The organism is Mycobacterium sp. BMJ-28 (assembly GCF_054404835.1).
Genome location: NZ_CM136783.1, coordinates 1,383,406 through 1,400,548, shown reverse-complemented (window position 1 = coordinate 1,400,548; position 17,143 = coordinate 1,383,406). Strand labels below are relative to the sequence as shown.

Below are 17,143 nucleotides of genomic sequence, written 5' to 3'. Positions count from 1 at the left end.
TGTTCGGAATCGCCGTGCTCACACCGCTTGTGCTCGCGATGAGCGTGGGTGCCTCCGCACCGTCCATCAAGCCGGTGCGCGACACCTCGGTCACCACCCTGGCCGCCGTGGGACCCGTCGCCCCCGATGACACCGGCACCTCCGTCGTCGCGGCGTTCAAGACACCGAGGCCATTCCGCATCGCCGGCGCGGCGCTGTCCGCTCCCCCACCCGCCGTCGTGATGAATTCGCCTGGCAGCCTTCGCATTCCGTCGATCGCGCTGAACGCATACCGCAATGCCGAGCGGATGATGGCCGCCGGTGTGCCGGGCTGCGGGATGAGCTGGAACATCCTCGCCGGCATCGGCCGGATCGAGTCGATGCACGCCAACGGCGGCTCCACCGACGTCAACGGCACCGCGGTGCGGCCCATCTACGGCCCGGCGCTGGACGGCACGCTGCCCGGCAACGAGGTCATCGTGCAGAGCCGCAGCAATGACCGCGTCACCTTCGCCCGTGCCATGGGCCCGATGCAGTTCCTGCCCGGCACCTGGTCCAGGTATGCCGCCGACGGCAACGGTGACGGCAAGGCCGACGTGCAGAACGTGTTCGACGCGACCCTGGCCGCGGCCCGCTATCTGTGCAGCGGCGGTTTGAACCTGCGTGATCCCAACCAGGCGATGACGGCGATCCTGCGCTACAACAACTCGATCGCCTACGCCCAGAACGTGCTCGGCTGGGCGCGCGCCTACGCCACCGGCGTGGTGCCGGTGAATCTGCCGCCCATCACCGGCCCGGTGCCCCCGCTGGGCGATGCGCACCTGGACAGCAACCCCGAGGGCATCGGCCCCGGCCTGCCGCTGAACGCCATCGGCCTGCCGACCGGTGATCCGCTGGCGCTCACCCCGATCTTCGATGTGGGCCGCACCGACGTCGCCAGCCAGCTGCCGACCGCACCCGGCCCCGGCAGTGTGGCGCCGCAACAGAACTGCGCGGTGTTCTGCATCGGTACGAACGTGCCCGTGGCCGATCCGCTGCCCCCGGCCGCACCGGCGCCCTTCAATCCGTTCGCGCCGCCGCCGGAGGCTCCGGCCGCCGCGGTGGCACCACCCGCGGCGGTGGTTCCGATAGCGCCACCACCGGTCTTCAATCCGTTCGCGCCACCACCGCCACCCGCGCCGCCGGTCGCGGCACCGGCGCCGCTGGGGCCGGCGCCCGGCCCCGCGAACTGACCCGTGCTGGAGGCCGCCGGTCTGCGGCCTAGACTTGCAGGTGATGTCTGCGACGAATAGCGACCTGGTAGCCGCGGTGCGTGCCGCGCTCGGCAAAGTGATCGACCCCGAATTGCGCCGACCGATCACCGAGGTCGGCATGGTCAAGGATGTCACCATCGATGGTGACGCCGGCGTGCACGTCGAGGTGTATCTGACCACCTCGGCGTGCCCGAAGAAGACCGAGATCGTCGACCGGGTGACCGCGGCGGTGACCGACGTGCCGGGCACCGGTGCGGTGAAGGTGACCCTCGATGTGATGAACGACGAGCAGCGCGCCGAACTGCGCAAGCTGCTGCGCGGCGACTCCCGCGAACCCGTCATCCCGTTCGCCCAGCCCAACTCGCTGACCCGGGTGTACGCGGTCGCGTCCGGCAAGGGCGGGGTCGGCAAGTCCAGCGTCACCGTCAACCTGGCCGCCGCGCTCGCTTCCCGGGGGCTGTCGGTGGGCGTGTTGGACGCCGACATCTACGGCCACTCGGTGCCCCGGATGATGGGCGTCACCGACCGGCCCACCCAGGTCGACTCGATGATCCTGCCGCCGATTGCCCACGAGGTGAAGGTCATCTCGATCGCCATGTTCACCCAGGGCAACACCCCGGTGGTGTGGCGCGGGCCGATGCTGCACCGCGCGCTGCAGCAGTTCCTCGCCGACGTGTACTGGGGCGATCTGGACGTGCTGTTGCTGGACCTGCCGCCGGGCACCGGCGATATCGCGATCTCGGTGTCGCAGCTGATCCCGGGTGCGGAGATCCTGGTGGTCACCACCCCGCAGTCCGCGGCCGCGGAGGTCGCCGAACGCGCCGGTGCGATCGCGCTGCAGACCAGGCAGCGGATCGTCGGTGTGGTGGAGAACATGGCGGGGCTGACGCTGCCGGACGGCACCGTCATGCAGATCTTCGGCGAGGGTGGCGGCCAACAGGTCTCCGAGTCGCTGTCGCGTTCGATGGGTGCCGACGTGCCACTGCTGGGCCAGGTACCGCTGGACCCGGCGCTGGTGGATGCGGGTGACACCGGGGTGCCGCTGGTGCTCTCGGCGCCGGACTCGGTGGCCGGCAAGGAACTGCGCAAGATCGCCGACGGGCTCGGCGCGCGTAAGCGCGGGTTGGCCGGGATGTCGCTGGGTCTGGATCCCGCCGGACGCTAGGTCGCGTCGCTGTCGAACTTGGTGACGCCCGGTTCGGCCGGCGGGGTTTGTTCGGCGCTTTCCGCAGGCGTCGGCGCATTGGGCGAGACCGGCTTGGTGGGCTTGTCGAAATTGCCCGTCAGGAACGAGTCGTCACCGTCGAGCAGGTGTTTGGTGAGCGCCGCCCGCGGCGACATCCCGCGTAGCTTCTGCAGTTCCGACAGCGGTTCGCGCAGATCGTCGAACTCCGGCCCGAGGTCTTGACGCAGCTGACTGGTGGCCCCGCTGAGGTACTCCCTGGCCTGCTTGACCGTGCCCGCCGTCCACCGGATGGCGCCGGGCAGCCGTTCGGGGCCCAGAATCACCAGTCCGGCGATCACCAGGATCAGCATTTCGCCCCAGCCGACGTTTGCGAACATCGGATCAGGTCGGGTTGTCGCCGGTGGGCGTGACCATCAGCGTCACATGCCTGCCGTCCCGGACCACCTCGATCGGCGATTCCTGCCCGATCTTGAGCTGGCGCACCGCGACGACGAACTCGTCGGCGTCGGCGACCGAGCGGCCGCCGACCTTGACCACCACGTCGTTCTCCAGGATGCCGGCCTTCTCGGCGGGCCCGCCGGCCTTGACGTTGGCGACCTGTGCCCCGGAGGCGACGTCATTGCTCACCGACCGGGCGCTCAGACCCAGGGTCGGATGGGAGATCTTTCCCGCCTCGATGAGGGCCTGCACGACATCCTTGACCTCGTTCACCGGGATGGCGAAGCCGAGGCCACTTGCGCTGTCGGACAACGACTTACCGGCCGTGTTGATACCGATGACCTCGGAGTTCATGTTGATCAGCGGGCCGCCGGAGTTGCCGTGGTTGATCGAGGCATCGGTCTGCACACCGTCGATGACGGTGTCGGTGTCCGACCCCTCACCCGACAGCGGGACCGGTCGGTGCAGGGCGCTGATGATGCCCTGGGTGACGGTGCTGCGCAGGCCCAGGGGTGCGCCGGCGGCGATCACCTCTTCGCCGACGGTGAGTTTGTCCGAGTCACCCATCCGCGCGACGGTCAGGTTGTTGACGTTGTCGACCTTGAGCACGGCCAGATCGGTCTTGGGGTCGCGGCCGACGAGATTGGCCGGCACCTCCTTGCCGTCGTTGAAGACGACGGAGATCTTGAACTTGCTCGGGTTGGTCGCCGCCTCCGAGATGACGTGATTGTTGGTGACGATGTAGCCACGGCCGTCGACCACCACACCGGAACCCTGCGAGCCCTCCTGGTCGCTGACCGCTTCGATGGTGACCACCGAATCAGCAACGGCGGCAGCAACTTTGGCGAATCGCCCGGGCGGGCTCTGCTCGTTGTCGCCGGTCTCCAGTGTCACCTTGGAGGTGGTGAACGCCTCGACGACCTCGGCGGTCTTGCGGCCGACCCAACCCCCGGCAAAACCGATCACGAGCGCGACGATCGCCAGGATGGCCAGCGCCACGAAGGACACCCGGCCGCCGAAGAGCACGTCGCGCACGCCCAGCTTGCCCTGTGGGGCATCGGACACCACCGGCTCGGTGTGGGCCACCGCGGGGGCACCCAGTGCCGCACCGGCGGCGGGATCGCGCCACGGGTCGGCTGCCGCAACGGCGGCGGCGTCCTCGCGCTCACGTTCGGCCTGGAGTGCGCCGGCGTCGGCGGGATGGCGCTGCAGCGAGTCGCCAGCGGAATCCGGCCGGCCGAACGCCTCGGCCAGCACCCGGTCGGGCGCCTGGTCCCTGGGGGTGTACTCACCCTGGTCCCGGTATTGGTCTGTGGCGAGGAAGGAGCCGTCGAAGCCGTCGGGCCGACCGAACGCGCGCTGGGCCGCCGGATCGACCGGAGGACGCGAGACCGGGCGCGGTGCCAGCCGGGGCCGGTCGCCGGAGGGGTCCTGATTGGTCACGCGTGCATCACTTTCCGCTCCGGCGCGCCGTGGCGCACGCAGCTGTTTTTCTCTGCATGGAATCTACCGGCGCTTGCGGCGGGTCCGGGCCGACTCTTCGGCGAACTGCCGGGCCGCCTCTTCAGCGACTGGGTCTTTCGGATTCTCATCCGGGATCTGCGATAACAGGCCCAGCAGCGCACTCGGGATGGCGATCGGGCAGGAATCGCGCAAGGCCGAGCGGGCCTGCCGCTGCGCGTCCACTTCGGCGGCGCACAGCGTGCACATGGACAGATGATGCCCGGCCCGCAGGTGTGCGGTCATCCGCAACTCGCCGTCGACGAACGCGGCGATGGCCTCGGTGGACAGGTGTTCAGTGGACCTGAAGCGACGCGGCCCTACGGGCTCACTGCTCTGTGAGGCGAACTGGGTAGGCAACCAGGAGAACGCTCGACGGAAGACGTCCCCGGGGTCGACCATCACCCAGCTCCTCTCTGGCCACCGCGCTTCTTGCGCACACTGTTCTTTTGAATGTAGCGCGGGAAGCTGAAGCCCACACCTACGAGGCTCAGGCGGACGTCTGCAGCGTGTCGGAGTGCGTGGCCAGATATTCGCGCAGCGCCTGGCGACCGCGGTGGATGCGGCTGCGCACGGTGCCGAGCTTGACGCCCAGCGTGGCGCCGATCTCCTCGTAGGACAGACCCTCGATGTCACACAGGACAACGGCCGCGCGGAACTCCGGAGGCAGCGAGTCCAGCGCCGCCTGCAGGTCCGGGCCCAGTCGCGAATCGTGAAAAATCTGCTCGGGGTTCGGATCCTCGGCGGGCACCCGGTCGTAGTCCTCGGGCAGGGCCTCCATGCGGATGCGGGCGCGGCGGCGCACCATGTCCAGGAACAGGTTGGTGGTGATCCGGTGCAGCCAGCCCTCGAAGGTGCCCGGCTGGTAGTTCTGCACCGAACGGAACACCCGGATGAAGGTCTCCTGAGTCAGGTCCTCGGCATCCTGCTGGTTACCCGACAGGCGGTAGGCCAGCCGATACACCCGGTCGGCGTGCTGGCGAACGAGCTCGTCCCACGAGGGCATGGCGGCTTTGTCACCGGTGGCGTCGAAGACCGCCGTGCCGGTCAGCTCGTCCGAGGGCTCCACCCAGTCGCCGTCCGTGTACTGCTCCAGATGCGGCATCGAGACCGGCGTGGCCAGGCGCGTGGTGGTGTTCGTCAGATCCTCCGTATCGGTGTGGCAACCGGCCGTTTCCGGCGACTGCTCGGTGACTTTGGGAACGCGACCGTCAAAGTCGCTATTCCCCGAGTGCCAGCTTCCGCCGATGTTCATGCCAGTACCGTCGCTGACCGGTGTGAGGTAGGCATAGGAGAAAACTGAACCTTTCCTGAGAAAGCGTGTTACCCGTTATTCGACCAGGCAAAACCAGCCGGAATTCGGTGTGATCCTGAACTCCGGGGCGGGCGTGTCGCCGCGCAGCCGGGTCGGGGTTCGCTCTACGCTGCGGGCATGGCCAGCACCGACGACGATCACCGTGCCAGCGCGATCGTCTCGCACGCCGAAGGATCGATCACCGAGGACAGTGTCACCGCGGCGGCCCGGGAACGCGCCGTGGACAGCGGTGCCGGAGCCGTCACGCCGGCCGTGGGCGCACTGCTCAGCGTGCTGGCCCGGCTGACCGGCGCGAAAGCCGTGGTCGAGGTGGGTACCGGCGCCGGGGTCAGCGGACTGTGGCTGCTGGCCGGTATGCGCGAGGACGGCGTGCTGACCACCATCGATATCGAGCCCGAGCATCAGCGGCTGGCCAAGCAGGCGTTCGTCGAGGCCGGCGTGGGGCCGTCGCGCACCCGGCTGATCGCCGGACGGGCCCAGGACGTGCTCACCCGGCTGGCCGATGAGTCCTACGACCTGGTGTTCATCGATGCCGCACCGACCGATCAGCCCGCTTATGTGGCCGAGGCCGTGCGGCTGCTGCGCCCCGGCGGTGCCGTCGTCGTGCACCGTGCGGCGTTGGGCGGGCGGGCCGGTGATGCGAGCGCCAACGACCCCGAGGTGAGTGCCGTGCGGGAAGCGGCCCGGCTGATCGCCGAGGACGAGCGCTTCACCCCGGTGCTGGTGCCGCTGGGCGACGGGCTGCTCGCCGCGGCGCGCGACTAGGTCTTTCGCCCGACGCCATTCAGCCCGCCGGAAATATCTCCCAGCGGGCTGAACTCGGGTTGCAGGCCTAGTTGAAAACGTCCTTGACCTTCTCGACGGCATCCTTGATGCCTGCCTTGGCCTGGTCCACCTTGCCTTCGTTCTCGGTGTCTCGATCGTTGGTCGCGCGGCCGACCGCCTCTTTGGCCTTGCCGCCGAGATCCTCGATCTTGTTGCTGGCTTTGTCGCCCACGCCCATGATTCCTCCGAATGGATTGGTGTCCTGCTGAGTCGGGCTCGTCGCTGAGCCTGTCGGTGGATACCTCTGGAGCCCGATTCCCAAACTGACCCTTGACGCTCGACTGAACACACGTTTAACGTACTAAACATGCGTTCAGTCGACGATCTGACCGCCGCGGCCCGGATCCGCGACGCGGCGATCGAACAATTCGGCCAGCATGGCTTCGGTACCAGCGTGCGGGCCATCGCCACCGCCGCCGGAGTCAGCGCCGGCTTGGTGATCCACCACTTCGGCTCCAAGGACAAGCTGCGCCAGGCCTGCGACGACTACGTCGCCGAGTCGATCCTGGAGGCCAAGACCGAATCCATCCAGAGCACCGATCCGGCCAGTTGGTTCGCGCAGATGGCCGAGATCGAATCCTTCGCACCGGCGATGGCCTACCTGGTACGCGCCATGCAGAGCGGCGGCGAACTGGCCAACATGCTGTGGCGCAGGATGATCGACAATGTCGAGCAGTACATCGAGGAAGGCGTGCGGGCGGGCACCGTCAAGCCGAGCCGAAACCCCAAGGCCCGCGCCAGGTTCTTGGCGATGGCCGGCGGCGGCGGATTCCTGATGTACCTGCAACTGCACGAGAACCCGACCGACCTGCGGGCCGTGCTGCACGACTACGCCCAGGACATGGTGCTGCCCGCCCTCGAGGTCTACACCCAGGGCCTGCTCGCCGACTCCACCATGTACGACGCGTTCGTGGCACAGGAAGAACAAGGACTGCCCATCGTCACCTCTTCGGAAGGAAACAAATGATGACGCAGAACGCCATCGAGATACGGGGCCTGGTCAAGAATTTCGGCTCGGCCAGAGCCTTGGACGGACTGGATCTGACCGTCGCGGCGGGTGAGGTACACGGCTTCCTCGGCCCCAACGGCGCGGGCAAGTCCACCACCATCCGTACCCTGCTGGGACTGGTCCGGGCCGACGCGGGCACCGCACGCCTGCTCGGCGGTGACCCCTGGGCCGACGCCGTCGAACTGCACCGCGATATCGCTTACGTACCGGGCGATGTCACCTTGTGGCCGTCGTTGACCGGCGGTGAGACCATCGACCTGCTGGCCCGGATGCGTGGCGGGATCGACGACAACCGGCGCGCCGAACTGATCGAGCGGTTCGCCCTCGACCCGTCCAAGAAGGCCCGCAGCTATTCGAAGGGCAACCGGCAGAAGGTCTCGCTGATCTCGGCGTTTGCCTCGCACGCCCGTTTGCTGCTGCTCGACGAACCCAGCAGTGGCCTGGACCCGTTGATGGAGAACATCTTTCAGCAGTGCGTGCGCGAGGCCAACGACCGCGGGGCCACCGTCCTGCTGTCCAGCCACATCCTGGCCGAAACCGAGGCGCTGGTCGACCGGCTGACCATCATCCGCGCCGGGCGCACCGTCGAGACCGGCACCCTGGATTCGATGCGGCATCTGTCCCGCACCTCCATCACCGCCGAGATGATCAGCAGTCCAGGCGATCTCAGCCTCATCCCCGGTGTCGCGGACATCAGTGTCGACGGCGCCACCCTGCGGGCGCAGGTGGACAACGAGAGCCTCGGCCAGGTGATCAAGATGCTCGGCGATGCCGGGGTGCGCAGCCTGGTCAGCCAGCCACCCACCCTGGAGGACCTGTTCCTCCGGCACTACGACGTGGTGCACTCATGACCGCCACGCTGGACCGTCCCGCCGCCCGGACGTCCAGCTTCACCGGAACCGTCGGGTTGCTGCGGCTCTACCTGCGCCGCGACCGGTTGGTGCTGCCGCTGTGGGTGCTGCTTCTCTCGGTACCGGTAGCCACCGTCTACGTCGGCAGCACCGAGGCCGTCTACCCCGAGGCCGCCGACCGTGCCGCCTTCGCCGCCACCATCATGGCCAGCCCCGCCCAGCGGGCCCTGTACGGCAACATCTACAACGAGTCCATCGGTGCCGTGGGGGTGTGGAAAGCCGGGATGTTCCACCTGCTGATCGCGGTGGCCGTCATCCTCACCGTCATCCGGCACACCCGGGGCGACGAGGAGTCCGGCCGCACCGAGCTGCTGGATTCGACCGCCGTCGGACGGTACGCCGCACTGACCGCCGCGCTGGCGCTGACCGGATCGGCCGCCGTGCTCACCGGCCTGCTGACCACCGCCGGGCTGCTCACCCTCGACATCCCGCCGAGCGGATCGATCGCTTTCGGCGTCACGCTGGCCGCCTCCGGCCTGGTCTTCACCGCCGTCGCCGCGGTGACCGCACAACTGTCGTCCAGCGCCCGGTTCGCCCGTGGCGCAGCGTTTTCCGCGCTGGCGGCGGCGTTCACGCTGCGGGCGGTCGGCGACGCATCCGACACCCAGGGCGGTCTGCTGAGCTGGCTGTCCCCGCTGGGGTGGTCGCTGCAGGTGCGCCCGTTCGCCGGTGACCGGTGGTGGGTGCTGGTGCTGCACATGGCACTCACCGCAACGCTCACCGTGCTGGCGTACCGGCTGCTGGCGCGCCGCGATGTCGGCGCGGGTTTGTTCGCCGAACGTCCCGGGCGGCCCACCGCCGCCGCAAGCCTTGGCGGTCCACTCGGTCTGGCCCTGCGCCTGGACCGCGGCGCACTGCTGCTGTGGACCGTCGGCCTGTGCCTGTATGGCCTGCTGATCGGCAGTGTCGTGCACGGGATCGCCGACGAGGTCGGCAACAGTGCCGTCGCCCGCGATGTCGTCGTGCGCCTGGGCGGAAGCGCCGCCATGGAGGAAGCGTTCGTGGCGGTGGCGTTCAGCATGCTGGCGATGATCGCCTCGGCGTTCGCGATATCGCTGACACTTCGGCTGCACCAGGAGGAGTCCGACCAGCACGCCGAGACCGTCCTGTCCGGTGCGGTGAGCCGGACCCGTTGGCTGGCAAGCCATCTGCTGCCGGCTCTGGCCGGTTCGGCCGGAGCGCTGCTGATCGCCGGTGTGGTGGCGGGAGTGACCTACGGCGCCGCCGCGGGCGATATCGGCGGCAAGCTCACCATGGTGCTGACCGCCGCGGCGGTACAACTACCCGCGGTGTGGTTACTGGTCGCGGTCAGCGTGGCCTTGTTCGGCCTGGCGCCGCGGTTCACCCCACTGGCATGGGGTGTGCTGATCGGGTTCATCGCACTGTTCTTGCTGGGCTCACTGTCGGGATTCCCGCAGCTGCTGCTGGATCTGGAGCCGTTCGCGCATATCCCCCGGCCCGGCGCATTCACCGCCACCCCGCTGCTGTGGCTGCTGGCGATCGATGCGGCCCTGATCACTGTCGGGGTCAACGCATTTCGACGGAGGGATATCCGATGAAGCTCGTCATGCAGGCACTGGTATCGGGATTGGCCGGGCTGCTGTTCTTCGGTGTGTTGCTGTTCCTTCCGGCAGGCACGCTGAACTATTGGCAGGCCTGGGTTTTCATCGCCGTCTTCCTGGTCGCCACCATGGTGCCCAGCTTCTATCTGGCGGTGAACAATCCGGCCACCCTGGCAAGGCGGATGCACGGCGGTCCGACTGCCGAGACCCGGCCGTTGCAGAAGATCATCATCACGGCGACGTTCGCCTCGGTGGTGGTGCTGACCGTGGTGAGCGCACTGGATCACCGGTTCGGCTGGTCGCATGTTCCGACGGCGGTCGTCGTCGCGGGCAACGTGCTGGTGTTGGTCGGGCTGATCGCCGCCCAGGCGGTAGTCATGCAGAACAATTTCGCGGGGGCAAGCATCCAGGTCGAGGAGGAACAGCCACTGGTCTCGACCGGCATGTACGGGGTGGTACGCCATCCGATGTATTCGGGTGCGCTGGTGATGATGTTCGGAATGCCGCTGGCCCTGGACTCTTACTGGGGCCTGCTCGTCACCGCATCCGCCGTACCGATCCTGGTGCTCCGGATCCTCGACGAAGAGTCGCTGCTGCGCACGGAGCTGGCGGGCTACGCCGACTACAGCGCCAAGGTTCGGTGGCGGTTGATTCCCGGTGTGTGGTGAGCGCCGCGGCGACCGCCTTAGGATCAGGCCATGCCCAGCCCGTACGCATTCCCATGTCCCGGTGCCGGCAAGAGTTGGACGGTCGACAACGCCGGAAAGCCGGTGTGTCCACGCTGCCGATGCGCACTCAGCACCGTCGCGGGCAAAGGACGCACCCCACGCGATACGCCGAAAGTCCCGCCGCACGACCGGCCACGGAGCAACAACCACAAACAGCGACGCAAGTGAGCATCGCCGGGGTCCGCTGAAACACCCCTGGCGAACCGCATACTGACGTCGTGGAACTGCTGACCGGGTTCGGGCTGGCCACCGCCGCGGGGCTGAACGCCTATATCCCGCTATTGGCGCTCGGTCTGCTGTCCCGGTTCACCGATCTGGTCGGCCTGCCGGCCGGGTGGTCCTGGCTGGAGAACAGCTGGGTGCTCGCCATCGTCACGGTGCTGTTGCTCGTCGAGATCATCGCCGACAAGGTGCCCGCCCTGGACACCGTCAACGACACCATCCAGACGTTCGTGCGGCCCACCTCCGGGGGCATCGTGTTCGGATCCGGCACCGCGGCGCAGACCGCGGCGGTAACCGACCCCGGGGCGTTCGCCGGGTCGGGTCAGTGGATCCCGGTGGTCATCGGAGTGGTCACCGCGCTGGTGGTGTCGCTGACGAAGTCCGCCGTGCGGCCCGTCGCGAACATCGGCTCGGCCGGGATGGCCGCGCCGGTGCTGTCCACCGCCGAAGACGTCGTCAGCGTCGGCCTGGTGTTCAGCGCGATCCTGGTGCCGCTGCTGATCGCGGTGGCCCTGGTCGTGTTCGCGGTGCTGATCATCCAGGTGTGGCGGTGGCGGCGGCGACGCAAGGCGGCGGGTTAGATCCAGACGCCCTTGCCGACGGCAACCACTCCGCCGGCACTGATCGAGAAGCGCTCGCGGTCCTTGTCCAGGTCCACCCCGACCATCTCGCCGGGCCCGACGACGACGTTCTTGTCCAGGATCGCCTTGCGCACCACGGCGCCGCGGCCGATCCGCACACCAGGCATCAGCACACTGCCCTCGACGATGGCGCCGTCGTCGATGGCGACGTTCGAGGACAGCACCGAATTGCGGACCGACGCCGCCGAGATGATGCTGCCCGCGCCGACGACGGATTCCTGCGCGGAACCGCCGTTGACGAACTTCGCCGGCGCCAGGTTCTCCGAGCCGCCACGGATCGGCCAGCGCTTGTTGTACAGGTTGAAGATCGGGTGCACCGACACCAGGTCCATGTGCGCGTCGTAGAAGGCGTCCAGGGTGCCCACATCACGCCAGTAACCGTGGTCGCGCTCGGTGGCGCCGGGGACCTCGTTGTCGTTGAAGTCGTACACCGCGGCCATCCCGTCGGTCACCAGCCGCGGGATGATGTCGCCGCCCATGTCGTGATCGGAGTGGTCGTCCTCGGCATCGGCCCGGATGGCGTCGATGAGCACCTTGGTGGTGAAGATGTAGTTGCCCATCGACACGAACGTCTGTTCCGGGTCGTCGGGCGTGCCCGGCGGGTCGGCCGGTTTCTCCACGAACTCGCGGATCCGGCCGGACTCGTCGGCGTCGATGCAGCCGAAGGCCGACGCTTCCGCGCGCGGCACCCGGATGCCGGCGACGGTGGCGCCCGCGCCGCTCTCGATGTGGAACTGCAACATCTGCTCGGGGTCCATCCGATAGATGTGGTCGGCACCGAACACGACGACGTAGTCGGGGTCCTCGTCGTAGATCAGGTTCAGCGATTGCAGGATCGCATCGCCGGAACCGGTGTACCAGCGCGGGCCCAGCCGCTGCTGGGCGGGGACGGGCGTGATGTATTCACCGGCCAGTCCGGACAGCCGCCAGTTCTGCGAAATGTGACGATCGAGTGAATGCGACTTGTATTGCGTGAGAACGCAAATCCGTAGGAATCTGGCGTTGACCAGGTTGGACAGCACGAAATCGATGAGCCGGTAGGAACCACCGAAGGGCACCGCCGGTTTTGCCCGGTCGGCAGTCAACGGGTAAAGCCGTTTCCCCTCACCGCCTGCCAGGACGATGCCCAGCACGTGTGGCGCTTCCCTCATGCGTGCCAACTTATCGGCGATACCGCACCGAGGCCAGCCAATCGGCCCTATTGGCGCATGTCGGTCAAGACATTTCGTTGCAGCGCCGAAAAGGTGGACCGCAACGGTGCGCGCCGAACCGCGGCCCACTAGCGTGCAGACCATGCGGGTGGCGATGATGACGCGGGAGTATCCACCTGAGGTGTACGGCGGTGCCGGCGTGCACGTCACCGAACTCGTCGCGCAACTCAGACACCTGGTCGAGGTGGACGTGCACTGCATGGGCGCCCCCCGCGACACCGCGATCGTGGCGCAGCCCGACCCCACCCTGGCCGGTGCCAATGCCGCCCTGTCGACGCTGTCGGCCGACCTGGTCATGGTCAACAACGCAGCGGGTGCCACCGTCGTGCACTCGCATACCTGGTACACCGGGATGGCCGGGCATCTGGCCGCACTGCTGCACGGGGTCCCGCACGTGCTGACCGCCCACTCGCTGGAACCGTTGCGGCCGTGGAAGGCCGAACAACTCGGTGGCGGTTACCGGGTGTCGTCGTGGGTGGAGAAGACCGCGGTCGAGGCCGCCGACGCGGTGATCGCCGTCAGCTCCGGTATGCGCGACGACGTGCTGGCCACCTATCCGGCACTGGACCCCGGCAAGGTGCACGTGGTCCGCAACGGGATCGATACCACGGTCTGGTACCCGGCCACGCCGGAGCCCGGCGAGTCGGTGCTGGCCGAACTGGGCGTCGACCTGGCCAAGCCGATCGTCGCATTCGTCGGCCGCATCACCCGGCAGAAGGGCGTCGCGCATCTGGTCGCCGCGGCCCACAAGTTCGATCCCGACGTTCAGCTGGTGCTTTGCGCCGGTGCGCCGGACACCCCGGAAATCGCCGCAGAGATCAGTGCGGCGGTGGCGGAGCTGGCGGCCACCCGCACCGGGGTGTTCTGGGTGCGCGAGATGCTGCCGATCGGCAAGATTCGCGAAATACTTTCCGCGGCATTGGTTTTCGTTTGCCCGTCGGTGTATGAGCCGCTGGGCATCGTCAATCTGGAGGCGATGGCCTGCTCGACGGCCGTGGTGGCGTCGGATGTCGGCGGGATTCCCGAGGTGGTGGCCGACCACAGCACCGGCCTCCTGGTGCACTACGACGCGAAGGACACCGCGTTCTTCGAGCAACGCATCGCCGACGCGGTCAACGCACTGGTCGCCGAACCCGAGCGGGCACGCAGCTACGGTGCCGCCGGCCGGGAACGGTGCATCGAGGAGTTCTCCTGGGCACACATCGCCGAGCAGACCCTGGAGATCTACCGCAAGGTACAGCGCTGAACCCTGCGGGCCAGCGCTGCGGCTTGATGGGGTCTAGCTGGTCACGCCTTTGAGTTCGTCGCCCAGTGCGGCGGCCTCATCCGGGGTGAGTTCGACGACCAGTCGCCCCCCACCCTCAAGTGGTACTCGCATCACGATGCCGCGCCCCTCTTTGGTCGCTTCCAGTGGACCGTCACCGGTCCGGGGCTTCATCGCCGCCATCGTGTGCTCCCTCCGCGTGAGCCGGCCCGCGTGTGTGCGGACCCGATCATGCCGGCGCTAACCGGCCAAGTTTGTTACTGAACTAAACCTATTCTTCCCTATCCAAGCGCTTCGGTGTGAAAAGACCCGGTGATGGCACGCCGAACGTGTCCAGATCACATCACCGACGGCACCCAGCAGGAGGCGATGTGGTCGTCCACCATTCCGGTCGCCTGCATCAGCGCGTATGCCGTCGTCGGCCCGACGAAACGGAATCCGCGGCGCTTGAGTTCCTTGGCCATTGCCGTGGACTCGGCGGTCACAGCGGGTACCGCGGACATGTCCACCGGCCGCGTATGCGTCTCCGGCGCAAACGACCACAGCAGATCGGCCAGCTCGATATCGAGGTCGGCGACGGCCCGCGCGTTGGCGATGGTGGCCTCGATCTTGGCGCGGTTGCGCACGATGCCCTCATCGGAAAGCAGACGCTCGACATCACGCTCGGTGAAGCGGGCCACCTTCGCCACGTCGAACTGTTTGAAGGCCCGGCGGAAGTTGTCGCGCTTGCGCAGGATGACCAACCAGGACAGCCCACTCTGGAAAGCCTCCAGGCTGACCCGTTCGAACAGCGCAGCCGAGTCCCGTACCGGCTGCCCCCATTCGGTGTCGTGATACTCGCGGTAGAGCACCGAATCCGGCTTGGAATCCGTTGGCGCCCAGCCACAGCGGACCCGGACATCCGCGGAGACGAGATCGCTCACGATTCTTCGGCCCTGGCGTGCGCCGCCTCGTGTTCGGCCGGCTGATGCTCATCGGGGATGCCGTGCGCGGCCCGCACCGCGGCCAGTTCACCGCGCACCAGATCGAGTTCGGCACCCAACCGGTCGAGCACCCAGTCGACCTCACTGGTTTTGTAACCGCGGAAGGTCTGCGTCAGCTTGACCGCGTCGACGTCGGCGCCGGTCACCCCCGAAGCGGGCAGCACGGTGGCGGTGGTGCCGCGCGGGAGCGGTGGCAACGATTCGCCGCGGCCGAACAACACACTGCCCACGGCAAACAACACCACGCCGACCAGAACGAGTACGACCAGGTAGAGCAGGATCAGGGTCACGCTTCGATTTTGCCTTAAGGCACTGACAACCTTGTCAGGGTCGCAGCGTGTTCATCGGCGGCCGGTCCTGCAGGGACACCGCCGACGTGCGGGCGGTGTAGTCGTCGCCGTCGGCGAAAAACTGGGTCAGGCCGACACCGGAGTCCGGGATGCCGCATCGGGACAACAAGGTGGCGATCACCTGCCGGCTCATCGCCGCGAGTTCGGTGAGCGGACGGTTGCGGTGGGTCCGCACCCCGAGATTGACCTGTGCGATGGCGTCCAGACCGAGCTTGTCATAGGTGTCGACCAGCAGGCCGATCTCCACCCCGTAGCCCGGCGCGAACGGCACCGAGGTCAGCAGCTCGCGGGTGCCGGCGTATTCACCGCCCAGGGGCTGCAGCAGGCAGGTCAGCTCCGGGCGGAGCGCGGCCAGCAGCGGCCGGGCGACCAATTCGGTGACGCGGCCGCCGCCGTTGGAGTCCTCGGCTCCGCTGACCTTCAGCGGACGCCGGTAGAAGCCCTTGACCAGATGTACGCCGTCCGCGGTCAGCAACGGGCCGAGCAGCTTGGGCACGAACATCGGGTCCGGATCGATCAGATCGGAGTCGACGAACGCGATGATGTCGCCGGTGGTGGCGGCCAGCGAGCGCCACAGCACCTCGCCTTTACCGGGCTGCGGCTCGATTTCGGGCAGCGCGGTTTCGCGGCTGATCACCCGGGCCCCGGCGGCGACGGCCCGGATCTCGGTGTCATCGGTGGATCCGGAATCCAGCACGATCAGTTCGTCGACGAGCCCGCCCAGCAGCGGCGCGATGGTCTCCACCACCGAGCCGACGGTGTCCTCTTCGTTCAGGGCCGGCAGCACCACCGAGATCGTCCGGCCGGCCTTGGCGGCCTCCAGTTCGGCGATCGTCCACATGGGTCGACGCCAGCTGTGATCGGTGAGCCATTGGTGGCCGGTGATACCGGTGGCCAGGTCGGGCGTCAAAGTCATGCCAGTCCCCTCACGGTCCGCGTCGGTGGACGCTCCCCTTGGATCGACGCGACCATTTCCAGTACGCGCCGAGTAGGTCCCACCTCGTGTACCCGGAACATCGCGGCACCGTCGGCGGCCGCCAGAGCAGTCGCTGCCAGTGTGCCCTCCAGACGCTCGGTGAGGCCCACACCCAGAGTCTCCCCGACAAAATCCTTGTTACTCAGGGCCATCAGGACCGGCCATCCGGACTTAACAAGATCTTTTACATGGCGCAACAAACTAAGGCCGTGGTAAGTGTTTTTGCCGAAATCGTGCGTGGGATCGATCAAAATCGCGTCCCTGGACACGCCGACCGCCACCGCATGTTCGGCGGCCGCGGTCACCTCGGCGAGCACGGCGTCCACCACGCCCCGTTCGCTGATGCCGTAGTTGACCCGGAACGGCCGGGTCCGGGGCACCGCGCCGCCGGTGTGCGAGCACACCAACCCGGCGCCGAACTCCGCCGCCACTTCCGGCAACCCCGGGTCGGCACCGGCCCAGGTGTCGTTGATCAGGTCCGCCCCGGCCGCGCAGGCCTGTTTGGCCACGCTGGCCCGCCAGGTGTCGACGCTGATCAGCTGATCCGGGTAGGCGCCGCGCAGCCACTCGATGAAGGGCACCACGCGGGCGACCTCCTCATCGGGGTCGACGGTCTCGCCCGGACCGGCCTTCACGCCGCCGACGTCGACGACATCGGCACCGTCATCGATGACGCGGCGCGCAGCGTCCTTGGCGGCCTGGTCGTCGAAGGTGGCGCCGCGGTCGTAGAACGAGTCAGGGGTGCGGTTGACGATGGCCATGATCATGGCCCGGTCGCCGGCGACCGGGC

At 67.9% G+C, this 17,143-nt stretch carries 20 protein-coding genes; 9 read left to right on the top strand and 11 right to left on the bottom strand.

Going from position 1 to position 17,143, the window contains the following annotated elements:
- The first annotated feature begins 38 nt into the window (after window positions 1-38).
- Window positions 39-1,211, top strand: a complete 1,173-nt coding sequence (locus tag ACXPWS_RS06990) for a lytic transglycosylase domain-containing protein (RefSeq protein WP_458713435.1) — start codon at window positions 39-41, stop codon at window positions 1,209-1,211.
- Between the two features lie 43 nt (window positions 1,212-1,254).
- Entirely contained in the window at window positions 1,255-2,397 is a 1,143-nt protein-coding gene (locus ACXPWS_RS06985) for an Mrp/NBP35 family ATP-binding protein (RefSeq protein WP_458711749.1), read from the top strand.
- Here the strand turns inward: ACXPWS_RS06985 and tatB are convergent.
- The 4 genes from tatB to sigE all read right to left on the bottom strand — a co-directional run bounded on the left by tatB (window position 2,394) and on the right by sigE (window position 5,461).
- Window positions 2,394-2,795, bottom strand: a complete 402-nt coding sequence (gene tatB / locus ACXPWS_RS06980; protein ID WP_458711748.1) for a Sec-independent protein translocase protein TatB — start codon at window positions 2,793-2,795, stop codon at window positions 2,394-2,396. The genes ACXPWS_RS06985 and tatB overlap by 4 nt on opposite strands.
- 4 nt (window positions 2,796-2,799) lie before the next feature.
- Window positions 2,800-4,299, bottom strand: a complete 1,500-nt coding sequence (gene htrA / locus ACXPWS_RS06975; RefSeq protein WP_458711747.1) for a serine protease HtrA — start codon at window positions 4,297-4,299, stop codon at window positions 2,800-2,802.
- Between the two features lie 63 nt (window positions 4,300-4,362).
- Window positions 4,363-4,758 (bottom strand): anti-sigma E factor RseA, encoded by a 396-nt coding sequence (gene rseA, locus ACXPWS_RS06970; protein ID WP_458711746.1) that lies wholly within the window; start codon window positions 4,756-4,758, stop codon window positions 4,363-4,365.
- Window positions 4,759-4,846: 88 nt separating this feature from the next.
- Window positions 4,847-5,461, bottom strand: a complete 615-nt coding sequence (gene sigE, locus ACXPWS_RS06965) for an RNA polymerase sigma factor SigE (protein WP_458713434.1) — start codon at window positions 5,459-5,461, stop codon at window positions 4,847-4,849.
- A gap of 327 nt (window positions 5,462-5,788) precedes the next feature.
- Here sigE and ACXPWS_RS06960 point away from each other — a divergent pair, with 327 nt between their 5' ends.
- Window positions 5,789-6,436 (top strand): O-methyltransferase, encoded by a 648-nt coding sequence (locus ACXPWS_RS06960; protein ID WP_458711745.1) that lies wholly within the window; start codon window positions 5,789-5,791, stop codon window positions 6,434-6,436.
- 67 nt (window positions 6,437-6,503) lie between these two features.
- On the opposite strand, the gene ACXPWS_RS06955 is transcribed toward ACXPWS_RS06960, so the two are convergent.
- Entirely contained in the window at window positions 6,504-6,674 is a 171-nt protein-coding gene (locus tag ACXPWS_RS06955; protein WP_458711744.1) for a CsbD family protein, read from the bottom strand.
- 129 nt (window positions 6,675-6,803) lie between these two features.
- Between ACXPWS_RS06955 and ACXPWS_RS06950 the strand changes: the two genes are divergently transcribed.
- From ACXPWS_RS06950 to ACXPWS_RS06930, 5 genes are all read left to right on the top strand, one after another.
- Entirely contained in the window at window positions 6,804-7,463 is a 660-nt protein-coding gene (locus tag ACXPWS_RS06950; protein ID WP_458711743.1) for a TetR family transcriptional regulator, read from the top strand.
- The gene (locus tag ACXPWS_RS06945; RefSeq protein WP_458711742.1) at window positions 7,463-8,356 is read left to right on the top strand and encodes an ABC transporter ATP-binding protein; all 894 of its coding nucleotides are present in this window, start codon (window positions 7,463-7,465) and stop codon (window positions 8,354-8,356) included. Before ACXPWS_RS06950 ends, ACXPWS_RS06945 begins: the two co-directional genes overlap by 1 nt.
- Complete coding sequence (locus ACXPWS_RS06940) at window positions 8,353-9,975, top strand: ABC transporter permease (protein ID WP_458711741.1); 1,623 nt, start codon at window positions 8,353-8,355, stop codon at window positions 9,973-9,975. Before ACXPWS_RS06945 ends, ACXPWS_RS06940 begins: the two co-directional genes overlap by 4 nt.
- On the top strand, window positions 9,972-10,646 hold the full coding sequence (locus ACXPWS_RS06935; protein WP_458711740.1) for a methyltransferase family protein: 675 nt from the start codon (window positions 9,972-9,974) through the stop codon (window positions 10,644-10,646). The genes ACXPWS_RS06940 and ACXPWS_RS06935 overlap by 4 nt, the downstream gene beginning before the upstream one ends.
- Window positions 10,647-10,924: 278 nt before the next feature.
- Window positions 10,925-11,509, top strand: coding sequence for a DUF4126 domain-containing protein (locus ACXPWS_RS06930; RefSeq protein WP_458711739.1), 585 nt, complete (start codon window positions 10,925-10,927; stop codon window positions 11,507-11,509).
- Here the strand turns inward: ACXPWS_RS06930 and glgC are convergent.
- On the bottom strand, window positions 11,506-12,720 hold the full coding sequence (gene glgC / locus ACXPWS_RS06925) for a glucose-1-phosphate adenylyltransferase (RefSeq protein ID WP_458711738.1): 1,215 nt from the start codon (window positions 12,718-12,720) through the stop codon (window positions 11,506-11,508). The genes ACXPWS_RS06930 and glgC overlap by 4 nt on opposite strands.
- A 142-nt stretch (window positions 12,721-12,862) precedes the next feature.
- On the opposite strand from glgC, the gene glgA reads away from it, so the two are divergent.
- Window positions 12,863-14,026, top strand: a complete 1,164-nt coding sequence (glgA, locus tag ACXPWS_RS06920; protein ID WP_458713433.1) for a glycogen synthase — start codon at window positions 12,863-12,865, stop codon at window positions 14,024-14,026.
- Window positions 14,027-14,059: 33 nt separating this feature from the next.
- Here the strand turns inward: glgA and ACXPWS_RS06915 are convergent, their stop codons facing one another.
- From ACXPWS_RS06915 to folP, 5 genes are all read right to left on the bottom strand, one after another.
- A complete protein-coding gene (locus tag ACXPWS_RS06915) occupies window positions 14,060-14,227 on the bottom strand; it encodes a DUF3117 domain-containing protein (RefSeq protein ID WP_003406247.1) in 168 nt (55 codons plus the stop codon).
- 155 nt (window positions 14,228-14,382) lie between these two features.
- Window positions 14,383-14,967 (bottom strand): DNA-3-methyladenine glycosylase I, encoded by a 585-nt coding sequence (locus ACXPWS_RS06910; protein WP_458711737.1) that lies wholly within the window; start codon window positions 14,965-14,967, stop codon window positions 14,383-14,385.
- A complete protein-coding gene (locus ACXPWS_RS06905) occupies window positions 14,964-15,317 on the bottom strand; it encodes a DivIVA domain-containing protein (protein ID WP_458711736.1) in 354 nt (117 codons plus the stop codon). Before ACXPWS_RS06905 ends, ACXPWS_RS06910 begins: the two co-directional genes overlap by 4 nt.
- A gap of 34 nt (window positions 15,318-15,351) precedes the next feature.
- Window positions 15,352-16,293, bottom strand: coding sequence for a glucosyl-3-phosphoglycerate synthase (locus ACXPWS_RS06900; protein WP_458711735.1), 942 nt, complete (start codon window positions 16,291-16,293; stop codon window positions 15,352-15,354).
- Window positions 16,290-17,120, bottom strand: a complete 831-nt coding sequence (folP, locus tag ACXPWS_RS06895; RefSeq protein WP_458713432.1) for a dihydropteroate synthase — start codon at window positions 17,118-17,120, stop codon at window positions 16,290-16,292. Before folP ends, ACXPWS_RS06900 begins: the two co-directional genes overlap by 4 nt.
- Window positions 17,121-17,143: the final 23 nt, after the last annotated feature.

Coding starts and splice junctions, on each gene's coding strand:
- ACXPWS_RS06990 (WP_458713435.1), top strand. CDS start 39: ATGAGCGTGGGTGCCTCCGCACCGTCCATCAAGCCGGTGCGCGACACC.
- ACXPWS_RS06985 (WP_458711749.1), top strand. CDS start 1,255: ATGTCTGCGACGAATAGCGACCTGGTAGCCGCGGTGCGTGCCGCGCTC.
- tatB (WP_458711748.1), bottom strand. CDS start 2,795: ATGTTCGCAAACGTCGGCTGGGGCGAAATGCTGATCCTGGTGATCGCC.
- rseA (WP_458711746.1), bottom strand. CDS start 4,758: ATGGTCGACCCCGGGGACGTCTTCCGTCGAGCGTTCTCCTGGTTGCCT.
- sigE (WP_458713434.1), bottom strand. CDS start 5,461: ATGCCGCATCTGGAGCAGTACACGGACGGCGACTGGGTGGAGCCCTCG.
- ACXPWS_RS06960 (WP_458711745.1), top strand. CDS start 5,789: ATGGCCAGCACCGACGACGATCACCGTGCCAGCGCGATCGTCTCGCAC.
- ACXPWS_RS06955 (WP_458711744.1), bottom strand. CDS start 6,674: ATGGGCGTGGGCGACAAAGCCAGCAACAAGATCGAGGATCTCGGCGGC.
- ACXPWS_RS06950 (WP_458711743.1), top strand. CDS start 6,804: ATGCGTTCAGTCGACGATCTGACCGCCGCGGCCCGGATCCGCGACGCG.
- ACXPWS_RS06945 (WP_458711742.1), top strand. CDS start 7,463: ATGACGCAGAACGCCATCGAGATACGGGGCCTGGTCAAGAATTTCGGC.
- ACXPWS_RS06940 (WP_458711741.1), top strand. CDS start 8,353: ATGACCGCCACGCTGGACCGTCCCGCCGCCCGGACGTCCAGCTTCACC.
- ACXPWS_RS06935 (WP_458711740.1), top strand. CDS start 9,972: ATGAAGCTCGTCATGCAGGCACTGGTATCGGGATTGGCCGGGCTGCTG.
- glgC (WP_458711738.1), bottom strand. CDS start 12,720: ATGAGGGAAGCGCCACACGTGCTGGGCATCGTCCTGGCAGGCGGTGAG.
- glgA (WP_458713433.1), top strand. CDS start 12,863: ATGCGGGTGGCGATGATGACGCGGGAGTATCCACCTGAGGTGTACGGC.
- ACXPWS_RS06915 (WP_003406247.1), bottom strand. CDS start 14,227: ATGGCGGCGATGAAGCCCCGGACCGGTGACGGTCCACTGGAAGCGACC.
- ACXPWS_RS06900 (WP_458711735.1), bottom strand. CDS start 16,293: ATGACTTTGACGCCCGACCTGGCCACCGGTATCACCGGCCACCAATGG.
- folP (WP_458713432.1), bottom strand. CDS start 17,120: ATGATCATGGCCATCGTCAACCGCACCCCTGACTCGTTCTACGACCGC.